The sequence below is a fragment of the Naumannella cuiyingiana genome, assembly GCF_013408305.1.
GTDB classification, from domain to species: domain Bacteria; phylum Actinomycetota; class Actinomycetes; order Propionibacteriales; family Propionibacteriaceae; genus Naumannella; species Naumannella cuiyingiana.
Genome location: NZ_JACBZS010000001.1, coordinates 3029598 through 3046411, shown reverse-complemented (window position 1 = coordinate 3046411; position 16814 = coordinate 3029598). Strand labels below are relative to the sequence as shown.

The 16814-nt window shown below is 71.7% G+C and carries 18 protein-coding genes and 1 pseudogene; 8 read left to right on the top strand and 11 right to left on the bottom strand.

Translation table 11 applies throughout. The annotated features are described in order from the left end of the window. The first annotated feature begins 74 nt into the window (after positions 1-74). The 4 genes and pseudogenes from arsB to GGQ54_RS17145 all read left to right on the top strand — a co-directional run bounded on the left by arsB (position 75) and on the right by GGQ54_RS17145 (position 3032). Positions 75-1169 (top strand): ACR3 family arsenite efflux transporter, encoded by a 1095-nt coding sequence (gene arsB, locus GGQ54_RS14270; RefSeq protein ID WP_036283238.1) that lies wholly within the window; start codon positions 75-77, stop codon positions 1167-1169. Continuing rightward, a complete protein-coding gene (locus GGQ54_RS17155) occupies positions 1166-2167 on the top strand; it encodes a metalloregulator ArsR/SmtB family transcription factor (RefSeq protein WP_029144374.1) in 1002 nt (333 codons plus the stop codon). Before arsB ends, GGQ54_RS17155 begins: the two co-directional genes overlap by 4 nt. Positions 2168-2183: 16 nt before the next feature. Continuing rightward, a pseudogene (locus GGQ54_RS17150) lies at positions 2184-2579 on the top strand (arsenate reductase ArsC); the annotation flags it as partial. Between the two features lie 33 nt (positions 2580-2612). Beyond that, positions 2613-3032: an arsenate-mycothiol transferase ArsC gene (locus GGQ54_RS17145; protein ID WP_265078031.1), complete on the top strand. Its 420-nt coding sequence runs from the start codon at positions 2613-2615 to the stop codon at positions 3030-3032. Positions 3033-3039: 7 nt separating this feature from the next. On the opposite strand, the gene GGQ54_RS14255 is transcribed toward GGQ54_RS17145, so the two are convergent. Genes GGQ54_RS14255 through GGQ54_RS14245 form a run of 3 tightly spaced genes read right to left on the bottom strand, consistent with a single transcriptional unit; the run spans position 3040 to position 6651 of the window. After that, a complete protein-coding gene (locus GGQ54_RS14255; RefSeq protein WP_207947907.1) occupies positions 3040-4269 on the bottom strand; it encodes an MFS transporter in 1230 nt (409 codons plus the stop codon). Further along, positions 4262-5326, bottom strand: coding sequence for a flavin-containing monooxygenase (locus tag GGQ54_RS14250; RefSeq protein WP_029144376.1), 1065 nt, complete (start codon positions 5324-5326; stop codon positions 4262-4264). Before GGQ54_RS14250 ends, GGQ54_RS14255 begins: the two co-directional genes overlap by 8 nt. Then, positions 5323-6651 carry an FAD-dependent oxidoreductase gene (locus tag GGQ54_RS14245; protein ID WP_029144377.1) on the bottom strand — a complete coding sequence of 443 codons (1329 nt, stop codon included), beginning with the start codon at positions 6649-6651 and terminating at the stop codon, positions 5323-5325. Before GGQ54_RS14245 ends, GGQ54_RS14250 begins: the two co-directional genes overlap by 4 nt. Positions 6652-6725: 74 nt before the next feature. Between GGQ54_RS14245 and GGQ54_RS14240 the strand changes: the two genes are divergently transcribed. From GGQ54_RS14240 to GGQ54_RS14230, 3 genes are all read left to right on the top strand, one after another. Next, positions 6726-7070 carry an ArsR/SmtB family transcription factor gene (locus GGQ54_RS14240; protein ID WP_029144378.1) on the top strand — a complete coding sequence of 115 codons (345 nt, stop codon included), beginning with the start codon at positions 6726-6728 and terminating at the stop codon, positions 7068-7070. Next, the gene (locus GGQ54_RS14235; protein ID WP_029144379.1) at positions 7070-7588 is read left to right on the top strand and encodes a GNAT family N-acetyltransferase; all 519 of its coding nucleotides are present in this window, start codon (positions 7070-7072) and stop codon (positions 7586-7588) included. The genes GGQ54_RS14240 and GGQ54_RS14235 overlap by 1 nt, the downstream gene beginning before the upstream one ends. A gap of 176 nt (positions 7589-7764) precedes the next feature. Further along, positions 7765-8760 (top strand): Abi family protein, encoded by a 996-nt coding sequence (locus GGQ54_RS14230; RefSeq protein WP_029144380.1) that lies wholly within the window; start codon positions 7765-7767, stop codon positions 8758-8760. A gap of 69 nt (positions 8761-8829) precedes the next feature. Here the strand turns inward: GGQ54_RS14230 and mutM are convergent, their stop codons facing one another. The 8 genes from mutM to GGQ54_RS14190 form a co-directional block, all read right to left on the bottom strand. After that, entirely contained in the window at positions 8830-9663 is an 834-nt protein-coding gene (mutM, locus tag GGQ54_RS14225) for a bifunctional DNA-formamidopyrimidine glycosylase/DNA-(apurinic or apyrimidinic site) lyase (protein ID WP_179445988.1), read from the bottom strand. Continuing rightward, positions 9663-10361 (bottom strand): ribonuclease III, encoded by a 699-nt coding sequence (rnc, locus tag GGQ54_RS14220; RefSeq protein WP_218844199.1) that lies wholly within the window; start codon positions 10359-10361, stop codon positions 9663-9665. The genes mutM and rnc overlap by 1 nt, the downstream gene beginning before the upstream one ends. Before the next feature lie 68 nt (positions 10362-10429). Next, positions 10430-10621 (bottom strand): 50S ribosomal protein L32, encoded by a 192-nt coding sequence (gene rpmF, locus GGQ54_RS14215; RefSeq protein ID WP_179445987.1) that lies wholly within the window; start codon positions 10619-10621, stop codon positions 10430-10432. Between the two features lie 75 nt (positions 10622-10696). Then, positions 10697-11254: a YceD family protein gene (locus GGQ54_RS14210; RefSeq protein ID WP_179445986.1), complete on the bottom strand. Its 558-nt coding sequence runs from the start codon at positions 11252-11254 to the stop codon at positions 10697-10699. Between the two features lie 118 nt (positions 11255-11372). Beyond that, entirely contained in the window at positions 11373-11855 is a 483-nt protein-coding gene (coaD, locus tag GGQ54_RS14205; protein ID WP_179445985.1) for a pantetheine-phosphate adenylyltransferase, read from the bottom strand. Next, positions 11852-12460, bottom strand: a complete 609-nt coding sequence (gene rsmD / locus GGQ54_RS14200; RefSeq protein WP_179445984.1) for a 16S rRNA (guanine(966)-N(2))-methyltransferase RsmD — start codon at positions 12458-12460, stop codon at positions 11852-11854. The genes coaD and rsmD overlap by 4 nt, the downstream gene beginning before the upstream one ends. Further along, complete coding sequence (locus tag GGQ54_RS14195; protein ID WP_179445983.1) at positions 12457-14718, bottom strand: ATP-dependent DNA helicase RecG; 2262 nt, start codon at positions 14716-14718, stop codon at positions 12457-12459. The genes rsmD and GGQ54_RS14195 overlap by 4 nt, the downstream gene beginning before the upstream one ends. A gap of 73 nt (positions 14719-14791) precedes the next feature. Then, positions 14792-16138, bottom strand: a complete 1347-nt coding sequence (locus GGQ54_RS14190) for a dicarboxylate/amino acid:cation symporter (protein WP_179445982.1) — start codon at positions 16136-16138, stop codon at positions 14792-14794. 442 nt (positions 16139-16580) lie between these two features. Between GGQ54_RS14190 and rpmB the strand changes: the two genes are divergently transcribed. Beyond that, positions 16581-16766 carry a 50S ribosomal protein L28 gene (gene rpmB / locus GGQ54_RS14185; protein ID WP_179445981.1) on the top strand — a complete coding sequence of 62 codons (186 nt, stop codon included), beginning with the start codon at positions 16581-16583 and terminating at the stop codon, positions 16764-16766. The last annotated feature ends 48 nt before the right edge of the window (positions 16767-16814 follow it).

Below are 16814 nucleotides of genomic sequence, written 5' to 3'. Positions count from 1 at the left end.
CACGCGCAAGGCAGATTGCCGACCAGAACGCGCAGCGATTTGCCATTTGATTCGACGCGCTTCAATATAGAGGCATGTCTAATCAAGCAGTGACCGCTGCGTCCCCGGCGACCCGACGGCTCTCGACCTTGGATCGGTGGCTGCCCGCCTGGATTGGCCTGGCGATGGTCGCCGGCCTGCTGCTGGGCCGTCTTGTCCCGGGGCTGTCCGGGCTGCTGTCCCGGATGGAGGTCGGCGGGATCTCGGTGCCGATCGCGCTGGGGCTGCTGGTGATGATGTACCCGGTGCTCGCGAAGGTCCGCTACGACCGGGTCGCCGCCGTCACCGGCGACAGGAAGCTGCTGGTCTCCTCGCTGGTGCTGAACTGGCTCGTCGGCCCGGCGGTCATGTTCGCCCTCGCCTGGGTCTTGCTGCCGGATCTGCCCGAGTACAGGACCGGGCTGATCATCGTCGGCCTGGCCCGGTGCATCGCGATGGTCGTGATCTGGAACGACTTGGCCTGCGGGGATCGCGAGGCCACCGCGGTGCTGGTGGCGATCAACTCGGTTTTCCAGGTCGTGATGTTCTCCGTCCTGGGCTGGTTCTACCTCACTGTCCTGCCCGGCTGGCTGGGCCTGGACACGCAGGGGCTGGACGTGTCGGTGGGGCAGATCGCGCTCAACGTGCTGGTGTTCCTCGGCGTCCCGCTCGTCGCCGGGTTCGCGTCGCGGTGGATCGGCGAGAAGCGCCGCGGACGGGACTGGTACGAGGAGAAGTTCCTGCCGGTGATCGGGCCGTGGGCGCTCTACGGCCTGCTGTTCACGATCGTGCTGCTGTTCGCCCTGCAAGGGAAGGCGATCACCTCCAACCCGCTGGACGTCGCCCGGATCGCGCTGCCGTTGCTGGCCTACTTCGCGATCATGTGGCTGGCCGGGATGCTGCTCGGCCGCGGCCTCGGCCTGGGCTACGCCCGGTCGACCACGCTCGCGTTCACCGCGGCGGGCAACAACTTCGAGCTCGCCATCGCCGTCGCCATCGGCACGTTCGGTGCCACGTCCGGGCAGGCGCTGGCCGGCGTCGTTGGGCCCCTGATCGAGGTGCCGGTGCTCGTCGGCCTCGTCTACGTGTCCCTCTGGGGCGCAAAGGCCTGGTTCCGCACCGACCCCTACGCCGAATCGAGTGCATCATGACCACCGCCGAAGCCGTCACCGGTTCCGAGGCTTGCGCGCCGTCCACGACGCACGCGATCGGCCAGGAAGCCGCGACGACCGTGGCCGGCGCGCTGAAGGCGCTGGCGGAGCCGCTGCGGCTGCGGATGCTGTCCGCTATCGCGACCGATCCCCGCGGCGAGTCCTGTGTGTGCGATCTCGCCGAGCTCGCCGACGTGTCCCAGCCGACGGTCTCCCATCACCTGAAGGTGCTCAAGGAGACCGGGCTGCTGCTGTCGGAGCGCCGTGGCACCTGGGTCTGGTACCGGATCGCCCCGGCGAGGCGGCGCGCCGTCTCCGCGCTGCTCGACGCGTTCGCCCCCGCCGCGGTCGCCGACGCCCCCGAGAATGCGGAGGCCCGCGCTCAGACGCTGCCGGACATGGACGGCCGGGTCACCCGCCTGGGCGAGGAGCTGGCCGACGAGACGGCCGGCCTGGACCGCGACCTCGTGATCGCGATCGTGCGCGAGTCCTACGCGGGCCTCGCCCGCTCGGCCAAGCTCACCCAGCACATGATCCCGCTCACCGAGCGCTTCGCCCGCCAGCGCCTGGCCGACCTGACGCGAGACCGGGAGGCAGGCCGGCCGCAGGTGCTGTTCGTGTGCGTCGCCAACGCCGGCCGCTCCCAACTGGCCGCGGCGATCGTCAACCGGCTCGCCGGAGGCAGGGTGATCGCGCGCTCGGCGGGGTCGACGCCGGCGGCGGACGTGCACCCGCACGTCCGGTCGCTGCTCGCCGAGATCGAGGGCGGGCAGGAAGCCGACCGAGCCTTCCCGAAGCCCCTCACCGACGACGCCGTCCGCGCCGCCGACGTGGTCGTCACCATGGGCTGCGGCGACGTCTGCCCGATCATCCCCGGCGTCCGCTACGAGGACTGGGCCGTCGGCGACCCCGCCCTGGCCTCGCCCGAAGGAGTCGAAGCGATCCGCGACGACATCGAGCGCCGCGTCCGCACGCTCATCGCCGCCCTCACCGACTGAAAGAACAGGACCGAACATGACCGATCCGAAGCCCTCCGTCCTCTTCGTCTGCGTCCACAACGCCGGCCGCTCCCAGATGGCCGCCGGCTGGCTCCGCCGCCTCGCCGGCGACCGCATCGAGGTCCGATCGGCGGGCTCGATGCCCGCCGATCAGATCAACCCGGTCGCCGTCGAAGCGATGGCCGAGGTGGGCATCGACATCGCCGCGGAGCAGCCCAAGATCCTCACCACCGAAGCGGTGCAGGACTCCGACGTCGTGATCACCATGGGCTGCGGCGACACCTGCCCCTTCTACCCCGGCAAGCGCTACGAGGACTGGACCCTCGACGACCCCGCCGGCCAGGGCATCGACGCCGTCCGCCCGATCCGAGACGAGATCCGCGCCCGCATCGAGAAGCTGGTCGACGAACTGCTCGCGCCCGCCGAGCAGGAGGAACGCGGGCAGGTGCCGGCGGTGCTGTTCGTCTGCAAGAAGAACGGCGGGAAGTCGCAGATGGCCGCCGCCCTCATGCGCCAGATCGCCGGCGACGCCGTCGAGGTCTACTCCGCGGGCACGGCCCCAGGGGCGTCGCTCAATGCGCTGTCCGCTGCTTCGGTCGCGGAGGTCGGGGCGAGCATGGCCGGCGAGCACCCCAAGCCGATCGACCCGGCCCTGCTGCGCACCGTGGACCGCGTCGTCGTCATCGGCGACGAGGCCGTCGTCGAGCCCGCGCCGGGGATGGCCGGGACCATCGAGACCTGGAGCATCCACGAGCCGTCAGACCGCGGGATCGAGGGCGAGGAGCGGATGCGTCTGATCCGCGACGAACTCGCCGAGAAGGCCCGCGGCCTCCTCTCAGATCTGGTCGTCTCGTCGAAGGCCTGAACCCGGGTCACGCCGTCTGCTCGGCCGTGGCCTCCGCCCGGCGGGGAGCCTGGGTGCGTGAGCTGGCGATCATGAGCACCGTCCCGACCGCTGCCAGGGCGGCGAGGACGAGGAACGCGTGCGCGTAGCCGCCGGTCGCCTCGGCCAGCACCGCGCCGGCGAACGGGGCGAGGGCTGTGGCCAGCAGCACCGGCAGGCCCAGGACGCCGGAGAGGTGGCCGTAGGCGCGCGGGCCCCAGCGGTCGGTGATCGCGGTCGCCTGCAGCAGCGTCGCGATCCCGCGCCCGATCCCGGCGGCCATCGCCGCCGCGACCAGCAGGCCGACCGGGCCCGGTACGACGGCGAGGGCGAGCGTGCTCGCCGACACCAGGACGAACACCGTCGCGGTGCGCGCGGTCAGCGGGACGCGGCGCGCCAGACCGGTGTAGACGAGGCGGCCGGCGACCTGGCCAATGCCGCCGAGGCCGAACACCCATGCCGCGGACTGCGCGGTCAGGCCGCGCTCGAGCATGAGCGGGACCAGGGCGAGCAGTCCGGAGTACATCGCCAGCGACACCAGGGTGAGTCCCGCTGCGAGCAGCCGGAACCGTGCGCTGCGCAGGACCTCCGTTGCGTGGGCGCGGTCGACGGCGGGTTCCTCGGGGTGCTGCTTCGCGGGCCAGGGCCGACGCAGGAGGAACCAGTGAGCCGGGACCGTGAGCACGGCGAGGACGACCGACGCCCACAGGTAGGTCGCCCGCCAGCCCACGTGCGCGCCGACGGTCGCGGTCAGCGGAGCGAACACCGTGCTGGCCAGGCCAGCGACCAGGGTGAGCGTCGCCAGCGCACCCAGGCGTCGACCCGAGAACCAGCCGGTGATCGCGGCGAAAGCCGGCGGGTAGAGCACCCCGGCCATCGCGGCCCCGGCCAGCACCCAGCCACCGATGAAGACCGGCAGTTCCGGCGAGACGGCGATCACCACGAGGGCGAGGACGCCGAGGATCGAGCCGGCGGACATGATGCGGCGCGGCCCGTGCTGGTCGATGACCCGGCCGACCGGCACCCCGGCCAGCGCCGAGACGACCAGCGCGGCCGAGAATGCCGAGGCGACGACGACCGGCGACCAGCCAGTGTCGGCGCTGATCCGCGGGGCGAGGACGGGGAAGGCGTAGTAGAGCAGGCCCCAGGAGGCGATCTCGGTCACGCACAGCGCCGCCAGCACCGTCCCCAGCGCTGGGCGCGTCGCCAGCTCAGGCAACGGCGGCACCCCGCGGCTGCCCGGCCAGAGCCGTGACCACGTAGTCGGCGTCGCGGTGGACCCCGCGCAGCGTGTTCGAGGAGAACGAGCGCTGGAACTCCAGACCGAGGAAACCCACACCCGGCAGGCCGGTCGCGACCCCACGGTCATGTCTCGGCATGCCGGCTTCGTCGAGGACGCCGAGGGAACGCAGGTACGGCAGATGCGGCCGGTAACCGGTCGCGAACACCACCGCGTCGACCTGCTCCCGCGAGCCGTCCGGCCACACGACACCGTCGGAGGCGAACTCGGCGAACATGGGCCGCTGGTCGGGGCGTCCCGCCTCCAGCGCCTTCCGGTACTTGTCGGTGCCGATCACTGGGGTGCCGGTGACGATCCGGGCGAGGACCGACGGCGGCAGCAGGTCGGCGCGGGTCACCTTCAACCACCAGTGCAGATCCTTTCCGGCGATGACCTGCGGCGCGAACCGGACCCGGTCCCGCACCGCCAGCGACGTCCTGGCGTGGTCGGCGAGCTCGTGGGCGACCTGGACGGCGGAGTTGCCCGCGCCGACGACCACGACCCGCTGGTCCGAGAACTCCTCCGGGGACCGGTAGTCGGCCACGTGCAGGACCCGGCCGCCGAAGGCTCTCTGACCGGGGATCGTCGGCACGTGCGGGTTGCCGAACGAGCCCGAGGCGGCGATCAGCGCGGACCCCTCGAACCTGCTCCCGTCGGCCAGCTCGACCATGAACGAGAGGCCGTCCGCGGCCACGCCGACGACCCGAGCCCCGGTTCGGATCTCGACATCAAGACTGCGGGCATAGCCGCGGAGGTAGTCGACGACCTCGTCGCGGCCCGGGTAGCCGTCCGGGTCGCCGGGAAATGGGTGGCCGGGGAAGGCGCTGTAGCCGCGCGGGGAGAACAGGCGCAGACTGTCGTAGTAGCGCGGCCAGGACCCGACCGGCTCCGGCCCGGCCTCCATGAGGACCGGCTCCCAGCCGTTCACGAGCCCGGCACGGGCGGCGGCCAGCCCGGACTGGCCGCCGCCGACGACGATCAGGCGGCCGCGGCTCATCCCGCCGTCCTCGTGCCGAGCTGGATCAGCTGCGGCGCGGGCGCGCAGCAGCCGCCGGACGACGCCTCTTCGGGCGCGTCGAACAGGCCCGACCCGCCGCACACCCCGGTGTCGGGCAGCTCCAGCTCCACCCGCGACGCGGCGTCGTGGTCACCGGCGAGCTCGGCGGCCACGCTGCGGACCTGCTCGTACCCGGTCATCGCCAGGAACGTCGGAGCGCGGCCGTAGGACTTCGCTCCGACGATGTAGAAGCCGGGCTCCGGGTGGGCGAGGTCGGCCGCGCCCGTGGCGCGCACCGAGCCGCAGGAGTGGACGTTCGGGTCGACCTCGGCGGCGAGCTTCGCCGGGGCCTGCAGCCGCACGTCCAGGTCCAGGCGCACCTCGGACAGGAACGACAGGTCCGGGCGGAACCCGGTCGCGACGACCACCCGGTCCGCGGGAGCGAGCCGGCGGCCGTCCTCGGCGACCAGGACCGCCCGGCCGTCCTCGATCCGCACTTCCTCGGTGCGGAACCCGGTGACCAGGTCGACGAGGCCGTCCTCGACGGCCTTCCTCGCCCGCTGGCCCAGGGCACCGCGCTCGGGCAGCTCGTCGGCGGGCCCGCCGCCGAACGCGTTGCCGACGGAGCCGCGGCGCAGCGCCCACGTCACCCGGGTGCCCGGCTCGCGGCGCACCACCGCCGCGAGGTCACCGATGGCGGTCGCTGCCGAGTGCCCGCTGCCGACGACCACGACGTGCTTCCCGGCGAGGGCTGCAGCCTCATCCCGGCTCGGCGTGCGATGGCCGAGCAGACCGGCCTCGACCGCGTCGACCTCGCCCAGGGCAGGCAGCCCGTCCGCGCCCGCCGGGCTCGGGGCCCGCCAGGTGCCCGAGGCATCGATCACCGCACGCGCCTCGAACCGCTCCTGGCTCCCGTCGGCGCGGCGGACGTGGACGACGAACGGCTGCTCGGCCCGACCGGCGTCGACCGAGAGGTCGCGGCCCTTCCGGCCCACCCCGACCACGCGCGAGCCGTACCGGACGCGGTCGCCCAGCGCCTCGGCGAGCGGGGCGAGGTAGCCCTCGACCCACTGCGCGCCCGTCGGGTAGTCCTTGTCAGGCGTGCTCCAGCCGGAGGGCTCGAGCAGGCGGCGGGCCGCGGGATCGGTGAGCTCCGACCACGGCGAGAACAGGCGCACATGGCCCCACTCCGTGACAGCCGACGCCGGGGTGTCGCCCGATTCCAGGACCAGCGGCTCCAGCCCGCGCTCGAGCAGGTGGGCGGCGGCGGCCAGACCCTGCGGGCCGGCTCCGATGACGATGACGGGATTCACTGCAACCTCCACGTATTGACGTTCTTCGATGTGTCGAGCCTGCCTCACGTATCGACAGATGTCAATACGTGAGGCAGAATGGAGGCATGAGCACTCCTCCCGCCACCGAGGCCACGGCCGACGTCGCGCCCTGCTGCGTCCTCGGCGAGACGATCGACGACGGCCTCGCCCACGACCTCGCGAAGGTGTTCAAGGCCCTCGGCGACCCCACCCGGGTCAAGCTCATGTCCCTCATCGCCGGCAGCAGCGACGGCGAGATGTGCGTCTGCGACCTCACCGAGCCCGTCGGGCTCTCCCAGCCCACCGTCTCCCACCACATGAAGCTGCTCGTCGAGGCCGGGCTCGTCGCCCGCGAGCAGCGCGGCCGCTGGGCCTACTACCGCCCCACCATCGACACCCTCGCCGCCGCAGCCAAGGCGCTCAACGCCTGATGGAGCCGCTGGCGACCAGGCCCATGACGCCGGCCGACTGGCCCGCCGTCGAGGCCATCTACCGCGCAGGCATCGCCACCGGCCACGCCACCTTCGAAGCCGAGCCCCCGCCGGACTGGCACGCGTTCGCGTCCGGCAAGCGTCCCGACCTCATGCTCGTCGCCGTCGACGGTGATGACCGCGTGCTCGGCTGGGCCGCCGCCGGACCCGTCTCGGCCCGCCCCGTCTACCGGGGCGTCGTCGAGCACTCGGTCTACGTCGCCCCTCACGCGGCCGGGCGCGGCGTCGGATCGCAGCTGCTCGGAGACCTCCTCGCCGTCGCCGACCGATCAGGCGTCTGGACGGTCCAGTCTTCGATCTTCCCCGAGAACGCCGCCAGCCTGAAACTCCACCAGAGCGCCGGATTCAGGGTCGTCGGACGCCGCGAGCGGATCGGGCTGATGCCGTGCGGGCCGCTCGCCGGCCAGTGGCGGGACACCGTGCTCATCGAGCGGCGCGCACCCGCGACGACTTCTTGAACCTCACGACTCCGGCTACGCACCGGGCCGCAAGGTGGTGGTGCTCGTCGGCCGACAGACGCGCACGGTCGACGCCTCGACCCGTCCGTGGTAGCCTGAGGGCACTACATCCCCCACGCCTCTCCACGATGCGCACTTGGGGGATTTTCTCTGCCCGCATAGAGGAGGGAGCGTCGATGCCGCAGCCGCGCCGCGCGCCCCGCCCGCGCGGAACGCTGAGCTACGACAAGCCGCCAATGGAGCTGGAAGATCTCGTCGACCGCCTCGCCGACCGCGGACTGGTCATCGTCAACCGGGACCGGGCGCTGCGGCACCTGCGCCACATCGGATACTACCGCCTCTCCCCCTACACGATCCCGTTTCAGACGGCCGGACCGGAGCATCGCCTGCGAGATGGGACGTCGTTCGACGACGTGCTCGACCTCTACGTTTTCGACCGGGCGCTGCGCTCGGTGGTCATCGACGCCCTCGAGCGCGTCGAGGTCGCCGTGCGCGCGGCGCTGACCGATCACATGTCGACGGTCTACGACGACCCGCACTGGTACATGGACGCCTCACACTTCCGCGACCGCGGCAAGCATGCGGGACTTCTGAAGATCGTCAGGGACACCTGCGACGAGCGGCTCCGCGGCACCCCGGACGCCGGGGAGGACTCGCTGGTCCACCGCTCGGCGCTCGAGCACTACCTCACCACCTACGGCTCACCCGAGCTGCCGCCGTCCTGGCTCATGGTCGAGACCCTCACCGTCGGACAGCTCACTAGCGGGTACCGGAATCTGAAGCGCCGCTCTGATCGGACCGCCGTCGCCCGGAGCATCGGCCTGACAGCGCCCGTGCTCGAGTCTTGGATGCAGACCTACGTCCGCGTTCGCAACGTCTGCGCCCACCACGGCCGACTGTGGAACGTCGGCCTCGGCGTCTACCCGGCGATCCCGAACTCGCCCATCGTGTCCTGGCTCGAAGGAACCGAAGCGCTGCCCGAGAGATCGAGGAAGCGGCTCTACCCCGTCCTCGTCTCCCTGCAGACGGTCCTGGAAACGATCTCCCCGCGCAGCGGCTGGGCGCGGCGACTTCACGAACTGGTCGACTCCCGCCCCGCGATGAACCTGCGTGGCATGGGCATCCCCGACGACTGGGCAGACGACCCGTTCTGGCGTCGACAGCTCGACTGAGCCGCCTGACGATCCGTCATGACAGAGGTCGGATTATCACTCGTGGTTGGGTTGAACGCGAGCGTTCGGCTAGCGTTTCCGCTGGCAGACTGGGCAAAAGTGGCTGGAGCGGTTCATGAATCGCTCGCGCACGATCGGGGTGCCGCAGCGCTTGCACGGGCGACCTTCCCGCCCGTATACATCCAATGTCATTCGTCCGGACGAGCCGTTGACGTCGACGTACAGCTCGTCGAAGCTCGTCCCGCCCTGGGCGAGCGCGCCGGCCATCACGTCATGGGCGTGGCCCAGCAACTCCCGCACCCGCGCCGCGGACAGCCGTTCCGCCGGCCGGTCGTAGTGCAGCCTCGCGCGCCACAGCGCCTCGTCGGCGTAGATGTTGCCGATGCCGGAGACGAGCGTCTGGTCCAGCAGGGCGCGTTTGATACCGGTACGCCGCCGCCGGATCCGACGTACCGACTCGTCGAGATCGAACTCCGGGTCGAACGGGTCACGCCCGATGTGCGCGATCTCGGCGGGCAGCTCCGCGCCGCCCGGCGCGAGCGACAGACCGCCGAACATCCGCTGGTCGACGAAGCGCACCTCGCGGCCGGCGTCGGCGAAGGCGAACCGGATCCGGGTATTGCGCACATCGGGCGCGCCCGGCGGGTCGAGGCGGAACTGCCCGCTCATCCCCAGGTGAGCGAGCACGGCATCGCCGTCGGTCAGCGGCAGCCACAGATACTTGCCGCGGCGGCGCGGCTCGGCGAAGGTACGCCCGGTCAGCGCCGCCGCGAAGCCCTCCGGGCCGTCGGGATGACGGCGCACCGGCCGGGGGTGCAGCACGTCGACCCGGCTGATCCGCCGACCCGTCAGAGCGGCCGCGAGCCCCCGACGGACCACCTCGACCTCGGGTAGCTCCGGCATCAGTCGTCGAGGAAGCCGACCGGCTCGTCGTCGAGCGCGGCGCGGCGCGGCGCGGCCTCCGACATGTGCTTCATCGCGGCGAACGCGATGCTGGCGGCCTCCTGTTCGGCCTGCTTCTTGCTGCGGCCCACCCCCGGACCGAAGGTGAGTTCGCCGACATGGGCGTGCGCCTCGAACCGCTTGTCGTGGTCGGGCCCGGACTCGGTCACCCCGTACCACGGCGCACCGTGGCCGGTGCCGGCGGCGAGCTCCTGCAGGCTCGTCTTCCAGTCCAGGCCGGCGCCCAGCTTCGCAGCACGGCTCATCAGCGGGTCGAACAGGTGATGCACGAAGCGCGACGCACCGTCTGCGCCGTGCACCAGGTAGATGGCGCCGATGATCGCCTCCAGCGTGTCGGCGAGGATCGACGGCTTGTCCTGGCCGCCGGTCCCCAGCTCACCGCGACCGAGCCGGACCTCCGCGCCGAGGCTGAGCTCGCGGGCCACCTCGGCGAGGGCGCGCGCATTCACCACGGCGGCACGCAGCTTCGCGAGGCTGCCCTCGGACACCTCGGGATGCGTGGCGTACAGATGTTCGGTGACGATCAGACCGAGAACGGCGTCCCCCAGGAACTCCAGCCGCTCGTTCGTCGGCAGGCCGCCGTTCTCGTAGGCGAACGACCGGTGAGTGAGGGCCAACGTGCGCAACTCGGCGTCCATCACGACGCCGAGGTCGGCACAGACCTGGTCAAGCTTCGGCACTCCGGGAACCCCGATTTCCCGAGTGCTCAGGCTTCGAAGACCTGGCGACGGTTCCCGCGCGGACCGTACTGACCGCACTCCGGGCAAGCGGTGTGCGGCAGGTGCTTGCCACCGCAGGCCGGGTTGGCGCAGGTCACCAGGGTCGGTGCCGACGTCTTCCACTGGGCGCGACGGTGCCGGGTGTTGCTCCGGGACATCTTCCGCTTGGGAACAGCCACGTTGTCTCTCCTCGATCACGACCGCGGGTGCGGCCGGGTGTTGCTTCGGCGCCGGTTCCGTCCGGCGACGGTGGTTCAGTTGTCCGCCGGTCCGCGCTCGCCCCACCCGGACAGGCCCGCCCATCGCGGGTCCGTGCTCGGGCCGTGGTCGTGCCCCGGGTCGGCGTTCAGGTTCGCCCCACAATCGGGGCACAACCCGGCACAGTCGGCCCGGCAGACTGGCATGAACGGCAGTTCCAACAGCGCCTCGTCCCGCACCAACGGCTCGAGATCGGCCAGCTCGCCGTCCAATCGGCTGGCATCCTCACCGTCGGCCTCGTTGCCCGGGTAGACGTAGAGCTCCTGGATGTCGATCACCACCTGCTCGGTCACCGGCTCCAGACAGCGCCCGCACTGGCCCGTCGCCTCGAAGCGCGCCTCCCCCGTCACGAGGACTCCCTCGACGACGGCCTCCAGCCGCAGCTCCAGGTCGATCGGGGCCCCGGTCGGGACGCCGATCACGTCGTTGCCCAGCCCCTCCGGCGCCTCCACCCGCTCGCGCACCTCGCGCATGACACCCGCCTGCCGATGCAGGTTGTGGGTGTCGAGAACGAGCCCGGAACGTGGATCGGGATGCCGACGCGACGAAGACATGACAAAACCCCTTCGAATGCACCGCAACCGGAACAGCGACATGACCGGCTGCCCACCTTACCCGGCGGCCCCGCGGACAGGCAAAACGAGGGGCCTGCGGCCCTGCCGTCCCGCCGGGTCAGGCCCCGCCCGCCGCGGCCACCCGGGCGGCGATCAGCGGCGGCACGAACTCATCGATCTCGCCGCCGAACCGGGCGACATCGCGCACCAGCGTGGACGAGATGTAGCCGTACTCCGCCGATGTCGGCAACAGTATCGTCTCCAGCCCCGACATCCGGCGGTTCATCTGCGCCATCTGCAGCTCGTAGTCGAAGTCGGCGGCCAGGCGTACCCCCTTCACGGCGACATCGATGCCGTGCTCGGCGCAGTAGTCGACCAGCAGGCCGTCGATCAGGCGTACCTCCACGGGCGCGTCCGGCAGCTCCGCGGCGAGCGCCTCGATGATCATCTCGCGTCGCTCGGCGGGCTCGAAGAGCGCGTTCTTGGCGCGGTTGCGGCCGACGCCCACGATCACCCGGTCGAACAGCAGGGCGGCACGGCCGATGATGTCGAGATGACCATAGGTGAGCGGGTCGAACGACCCGGGGCAGATGGCGATCACGCGTCCCTCTCCGCGGGCGCCGGATCGGGGCCACGCTGGGCGTAGTGGATGGTGGTCTCACCGTAGCGGCGCGACCAGTGCTCGAAGCCCGGCGGCCAGCGTGGGGCGGGGGTACGCGAGGAGCGCTCGATCGCCAGCAGACCGTCCGGGACCAGCCAGCCGTTCGCGACCGCGGCGCCGATCACCCGGTCGAGGTCCGCGCTGTCCAGCGCATAGGGCGGGTCGGCCCAGACGATGTCGTAACCACACCCGGCCGGGCGCTGCAGCGCGGTCTCGGCCCGCTGGGCCGACACGGTGACGGCCAGCCCGACCTCGCGGGCATTGCGCCGGATGATCTCGGCCGCCGGGCGCGCCGCCTCGATCGCCAGCACGGGCGCCGCGCCGCGGCTGGCCGCCTCCAGCGCCATCGCGCCCGAACCGGCGTACAGATCGCAGAAGCCGAGGCCCGCGAGTGCGGCGTCCGGTGCCTCGCCGGCGGTGCCGGCCCACGCGGCGAGCGCCGAGAAGACGGCCTCGCGGACCCGGTCGGTGGTGGGCCGGGTGTCGGCGCCACCCGGTGCCGCGATCCGGCGGCCCCCGGCCCGCCCGGCGATCAGCCGCGTCATCCGCGGTCCAGCCATTCCGCGTCGGCCAGCCGCTCGACCTGGGCGACCAGGTCGGCGATACCGTCGTCGGTCTGGTCGGGGTCGTCGGCGACCACGCGGCCGGCGATGTCGCGGGCCAGCGCGATCTCCTCGGCATGGTCGATCACCCGGACCAGCCGCAGGCTGGACCGCGCGCCGGCCTGGCTGGCGCCGAGCACGTCGCCCTCGCGGCGCTGCGCCAGATCGGCATCGGCTAGCGCGAACCCGTCCCGGGTGGCGGCGATGGCCTGCAGCCGCTCCCAGGACGCCGCCTCGGTGCCGGCGGCGGTGAGCAGCAGACAGACGCCGGGGTGCGCGCCGCGGCCGATGCGGCCACGGAGCTGGTGCAACTGGGAGATCCCGAACCGGTCGGCATCGCAGATCACCATCACCGACGCATTCGGCACATCGACGCCAACCTCGACCACCGTGGTGGCGACCAGCACGTCGAGCTCGCCCGCGGCGAATGCGCGCATCGTCTCGTCCTTCTCCTCGCTCGGCATCTGTCCGTGCAGCATCGCGACCCGTAGGTCGGCGAGCGGGCCCTCGGTCAGCTCGGCGTAGGTGTCCAGCACCGTCCGGGAGTCGCCGCCGGGCGCGGACTCGGCCGACCGGTCGGATTCGGAGATCCGCGGGCAGACCACGAAAGCCTGCCGCCCCTCGGCGACCTCCTCCCGGATCCGCTGCCAGGCGCGGTCCACCCAGGCCGGATGGGCCTGCTCGTCGACGACCACGGTCTGCACGTCGGCGCGGCCCGCCGGCAGCTCGGTCAGCGTGGAGATCTCCAGGTCGCCGAACACAGTCATCGCGACCGTCCGCGGGATCGGGGTCGCGGTCATCACCAGGACGTGCGGTTGCCGCTCCGCCTTCGCCCCGAGGGCCGCGCGCTGCTCGACCCCGAAGCGGTGCTGCTCGTCGACGACGACCAGGCCCAGATCGGCGAACCGGACGGTGTCGGTGAGCAGGGCGTGGGTGCCGATCACGATGCCAGCCTCGCCGGAGGCCACCCGCAGACTCGCGTTGCGCTTGCGTACCGCGGTCATCGACCCGGTCAGCAGCTCGACGCGGGTGGCCTGTTCGGCGGCGGTCAGTTGGCCGGCCTCGGCAAGATCGCCGAGCATCGCCACGATCGTCGCGTGATGCTGCCGGGCGAGCACCTCGGTCGGCGCCAGCAGCACCGCCTGGCCGCCCGCATCGACCACGGCCAGCATCGCGCGCAGCGCGACCAGGGTCTTACCCGAGCCGACCTCGCCCTGCAGCAGCCGTTGCATGGGCACGGTCCGGGCCAGGTCGGCGAAGATCTGTTCGCTGACCTCGGCCTGCCCGTCGGTGAGCGTGAACGGCAGCCGCGCGTCGAAGGCGTCGAGCAGGCCGCCCGGGCGCCGCTCGCGGGCGGTGCCGGGTTCGGCGGCGGCGCGCCGTCGGCGGTACGCCATCGCGAGTTGGAAGGCCAGCGCCTCGTCGAAGCGCAGCCGCCGCAGGCCTGCCCGGGCGGCGTCGAGATCGCGGGGGGCGTGCACCTGCTCGATGGCGTGGTAGAGCTCCGGCACGTCGGCGGTACGGCGGATCCACTCCGGCAGCGGGTCGGGCATGTCGCCGAGCTCGTGCAGGGTCAGGGTGAGGAAGTCGGCCAGCTCGAACGGCCCCAGCGATGCGGTGCTGGGATAGATGCCGATCAGCCCGCCCTGGCGCGCGACGCCGGCCAGCCCGCGGCCGCCCTTGTTGGCCAGTGCCTGGCCGCGCGCGCCCTTGCGCTCGAAGCCGTGCTCGTCGACGACGGCGTAGTCGGGGTGGGTGAGCTGCGGCTCGCCGCGGAACTCCCCCACCTTGCCGGAGAACACGGCGCGGGTGCCGGGTTGGAGCTGGCGTGCCCAGTGCTCGAGCAGCGGTCTGCGGCCGAAGAAGGTCAGCCGGAGGAAACCGCTGCCGTCGGTGATCTTCACCTCCAGACGGGTCTTCGGCGGCTGGCCGGTGATCTTGGCGCTGGTCACATCGGCGGCGACGATGGTGTCCTCGCCGACCCGCAGCGCGGAGAAGTCGCTGAGCCGGTTGCTGTTCAGGTAGCGGCGGGGAACGTGGCGGACCAGGTCGCCGAGCGTGACGATGCCGAGCTTGTCCAACGGTTTGCGCGACTTGTCGCCGAGCACCGAGACGGCTCGCTTGTTCAACCGACGGTACGCGTCGGTGCGCCAGGTCGCCGGACCGGCGGAACCGGCCTCGGAGACGGGCGGGTCGGACATGCCGGTCAGCGTAGTCGGCCGGCCTGACCGCGGCGGGTGCCCGCGCCGCCGCGCGGGCACCCGGCCGGTCGGCTCAGGCGGCCTGGGCTGCAGGCGCCTCGGCGGCCTCGGGGTCGTCGTCCAGCAGCCGGCGTCCGTCGTAGACGTCGCGGTCGAGGATGCCGTTCCGCTTGGCCACGATCACCGGGACCAGCGCCTGGCCGGTGACATTGGTGGCGGTCCTGATCATGTCGAGGATCGGGTCGATCGCGATCAGCAGGCCGACGCCCTCCAGGGGCAGGCCGAGCGTGGAGAGCGTGAGGCTGAGCATCACGATCGCTCCGGTCAGGCCCGCGGTGGCCGCCGACCCGACGACCGAGACGAACGCGATCAGCAGATAGTCGGTGACATCGAGCGGTACGCCGAAGAGCTGCGCCACGGTGATCGCCGCGAGGGCCGGGTAGATCGCGGCGCAGCCGTCCATCTTGGTGGTGGCGCCGAAGGGCACGGCGAAGGAGCCGTACTCGTCGGGGACGCCGAGCCGGCGTACCGACTGCCGGGTGATCGGCAAGGTGCCCACCGAGGAACGCGACACGAAACCGAACTGGGTGGTCGGCCACACGCCGGCGGCGAAGCGCCGCACGCTCAGGCCGTGGGCCTTGATCAACACCGGGTAGACGATCAGCAGGACGATCAGGCAGCCGATGTAGACGTCGGCGGTGAACACCGCAAGCGGGGCGACCAGGTCCCAGCCGTAGGCGGCGATCGCGCGCCCGATCAGGGCGCCGGAGCCGATCGGGGCGAGCTTGATCACCCACCAGGTGATCTTCTGCGTGATCTCCAGCACCGAGCGGTTGAAGTCGATGAAGGCCTTGGCCCGGTCGCCGACCGCGAGCGCCGCGGCGCCGAGGACGATGCCGAGCACGACGAGCTGCAGCACGTTGAAGGACAGCGAGGTGGCGACCGATCCGTCGTCGAGCTCGGAGGAGGCCTCGAGGCCGAGGATGTTCGCCGGGATGATCGATTCGAGGAAGTCGAGCCAGCTTCCCGTCGACGACGGCTCGGCGGCATTGTCGAGCGGGATCGTCGCGGTCGCGCCGGGATTGGTGAGCAGGCCGATGCCGATGCCGATGGCGACGGCGATGAGCGAGGTGATCGCGAACCAGATCAGCGTCTGGATCGCGAGCCGGGCGTTTTGGACCTGTCGGAGATTGGCGATCGAGACGATGATCGCGGTCAGGATGAGCGGCACCACGATCACGCGGAGCAACTGGACGAAGGTGCTGCCGATGGTGCTCAGGGTCTGGGTCAGCCAGTCAACGGACCAGACCCGCGCGATCAGACCCAACGCGGCGCCGAGCAGCAGGCCGAGCAGGACCTGGGCCCAGAAGGGGATACGGAACCGGCGACGTGGCTGGCTCGGAGCAGAGGACAAGGACATTGCGGAATCCGTTCGATCGGTTCCGGGCTGCGCCCGGATCGGGGATGGGGGACGTCGTGCGGGTACGCCGAGGCGCGCCGTCGCCGGACTCAGCGACAGCCAGTCGTGCCCACGCGCCGCAGGTCGATGTGCAGGCGGCGCCAGAAAACGCAACGGGTCATCAGTGCGGGAACCTCCGATTCCGGGGCATTATTCCGCGGAATCGGCGTGTCGTCATCTCGCCCGCTGGCGCCGCCGCTGGCGACTCGCCCCCGACGCCTGCGTGAAGCGGCCCAGTGAGCCCTAGCGCGCCCGCCCCTTCGATTAGGCGGGCGTGCCGGGCCTCGGCTATCATTGACCGGTTCCCGGCTCCGGGACCACAGACCATCACGCCGCGGGAGGGGTCTCCCGCATGCGGGCGCGGCCGGCCGGTACGCGCGAAACGACTGACGAGGAGAGCTCCATGGCTGCCGTGTGCGATGTTTGCGCCAAGGGCCCGGGCTTCGGCCACAACAAGCCTTGGTCCAAGAAGAAGACCAACCGCCGCTGGAACCCGAACATCCAGCGCGTGCGCGCCGTCGTCGGCGGTGCGCCGAAGCGGCTGAACGTGTGCACCTCCTGCCTGAAGGCGGGCAAGGTCGCTCGCTGACCAGACAGCGCCAAGAGGCCCGGTCCCTTTGGGGATCGGGCCTCTTCG

Bases quoted from the DNA above. Each gene is read 5' to 3' on its own strand.
- arsB (WP_036283238.1), top strand. From the start codon at position 75: ATGTCTAATCAAGCAGTGACCGCTGCGTCCCCGGCGACCCGACGGCTC.
- GGQ54_RS17155 (WP_029144374.1), top strand. From the start codon at position 1,166: ATGACCACCGCCGAAGCCGTCACCGGTTCCGAGGCTTGCGCGCCGTCC.
- GGQ54_RS14250 (WP_029144376.1), bottom strand. From the start codon at position 5,326: ATGAGCCGCGGCCGCCTGATCGTCGTCGGCGGCGGCCAGTCCGGGCTG.
- GGQ54_RS14240 (WP_029144378.1), top strand. From the start codon at position 6,726: ATGAGCACTCCTCCCGCCACCGAGGCCACGGCCGACGTCGCGCCCTGC.
- GGQ54_RS14235 (WP_029144379.1), top strand. From the start codon at position 7,070: ATGGAGCCGCTGGCGACCAGGCCCATGACGCCGGCCGACTGGCCCGCC.
- GGQ54_RS14230 (WP_029144380.1), top strand. From the start codon at position 7,765: ATGCCGCAGCCGCGCCGCGCGCCCCGCCCGCGCGGAACGCTGAGCTAC.
- mutM (WP_179445988.1), bottom strand. From the start codon at position 9,663: ATGCCGGAGCTACCCGAGGTCGAGGTGGTCCGTCGGGGGCTCGCGGCC.
- rnc (WP_218844199.1), bottom strand. From the start codon at position 10,361: ATGGACGCCGAGTTGCGCACGTTGGCCCTCACTCACCGGTCGTTCGCC.
- GGQ54_RS14210 (WP_179445986.1), bottom strand. From the start codon at position 11,254: ATGTCTTCGTCGCGTCGGCATCCCGATCCACGTTCCGGGCTCGTTCTC.
- rsmD (WP_179445984.1), bottom strand. From the start codon at position 12,460: ATGACGCGGCTGATCGCCGGGCGGGCCGGGGGCCGCCGGATCGCGGCA.
- GGQ54_RS14195 (WP_179445983.1), bottom strand. From the start codon at position 14,718: ATGTCCGACCCGCCCGTCTCCGAGGCCGGTTCCGCCGGTCCGGCGACC.
- GGQ54_RS14190 (WP_179445982.1), bottom strand. From the start codon at position 16,138: ATGTCCTTGTCCTCTGCTCCGAGCCAGCCACGTCGCCGGTTCCGTATC.
- rpmB (WP_179445981.1), top strand. From the start codon at position 16,581: ATGGCTGCCGTGTGCGATGTTTGCGCCAAGGGCCCGGGCTTCGGCCAC.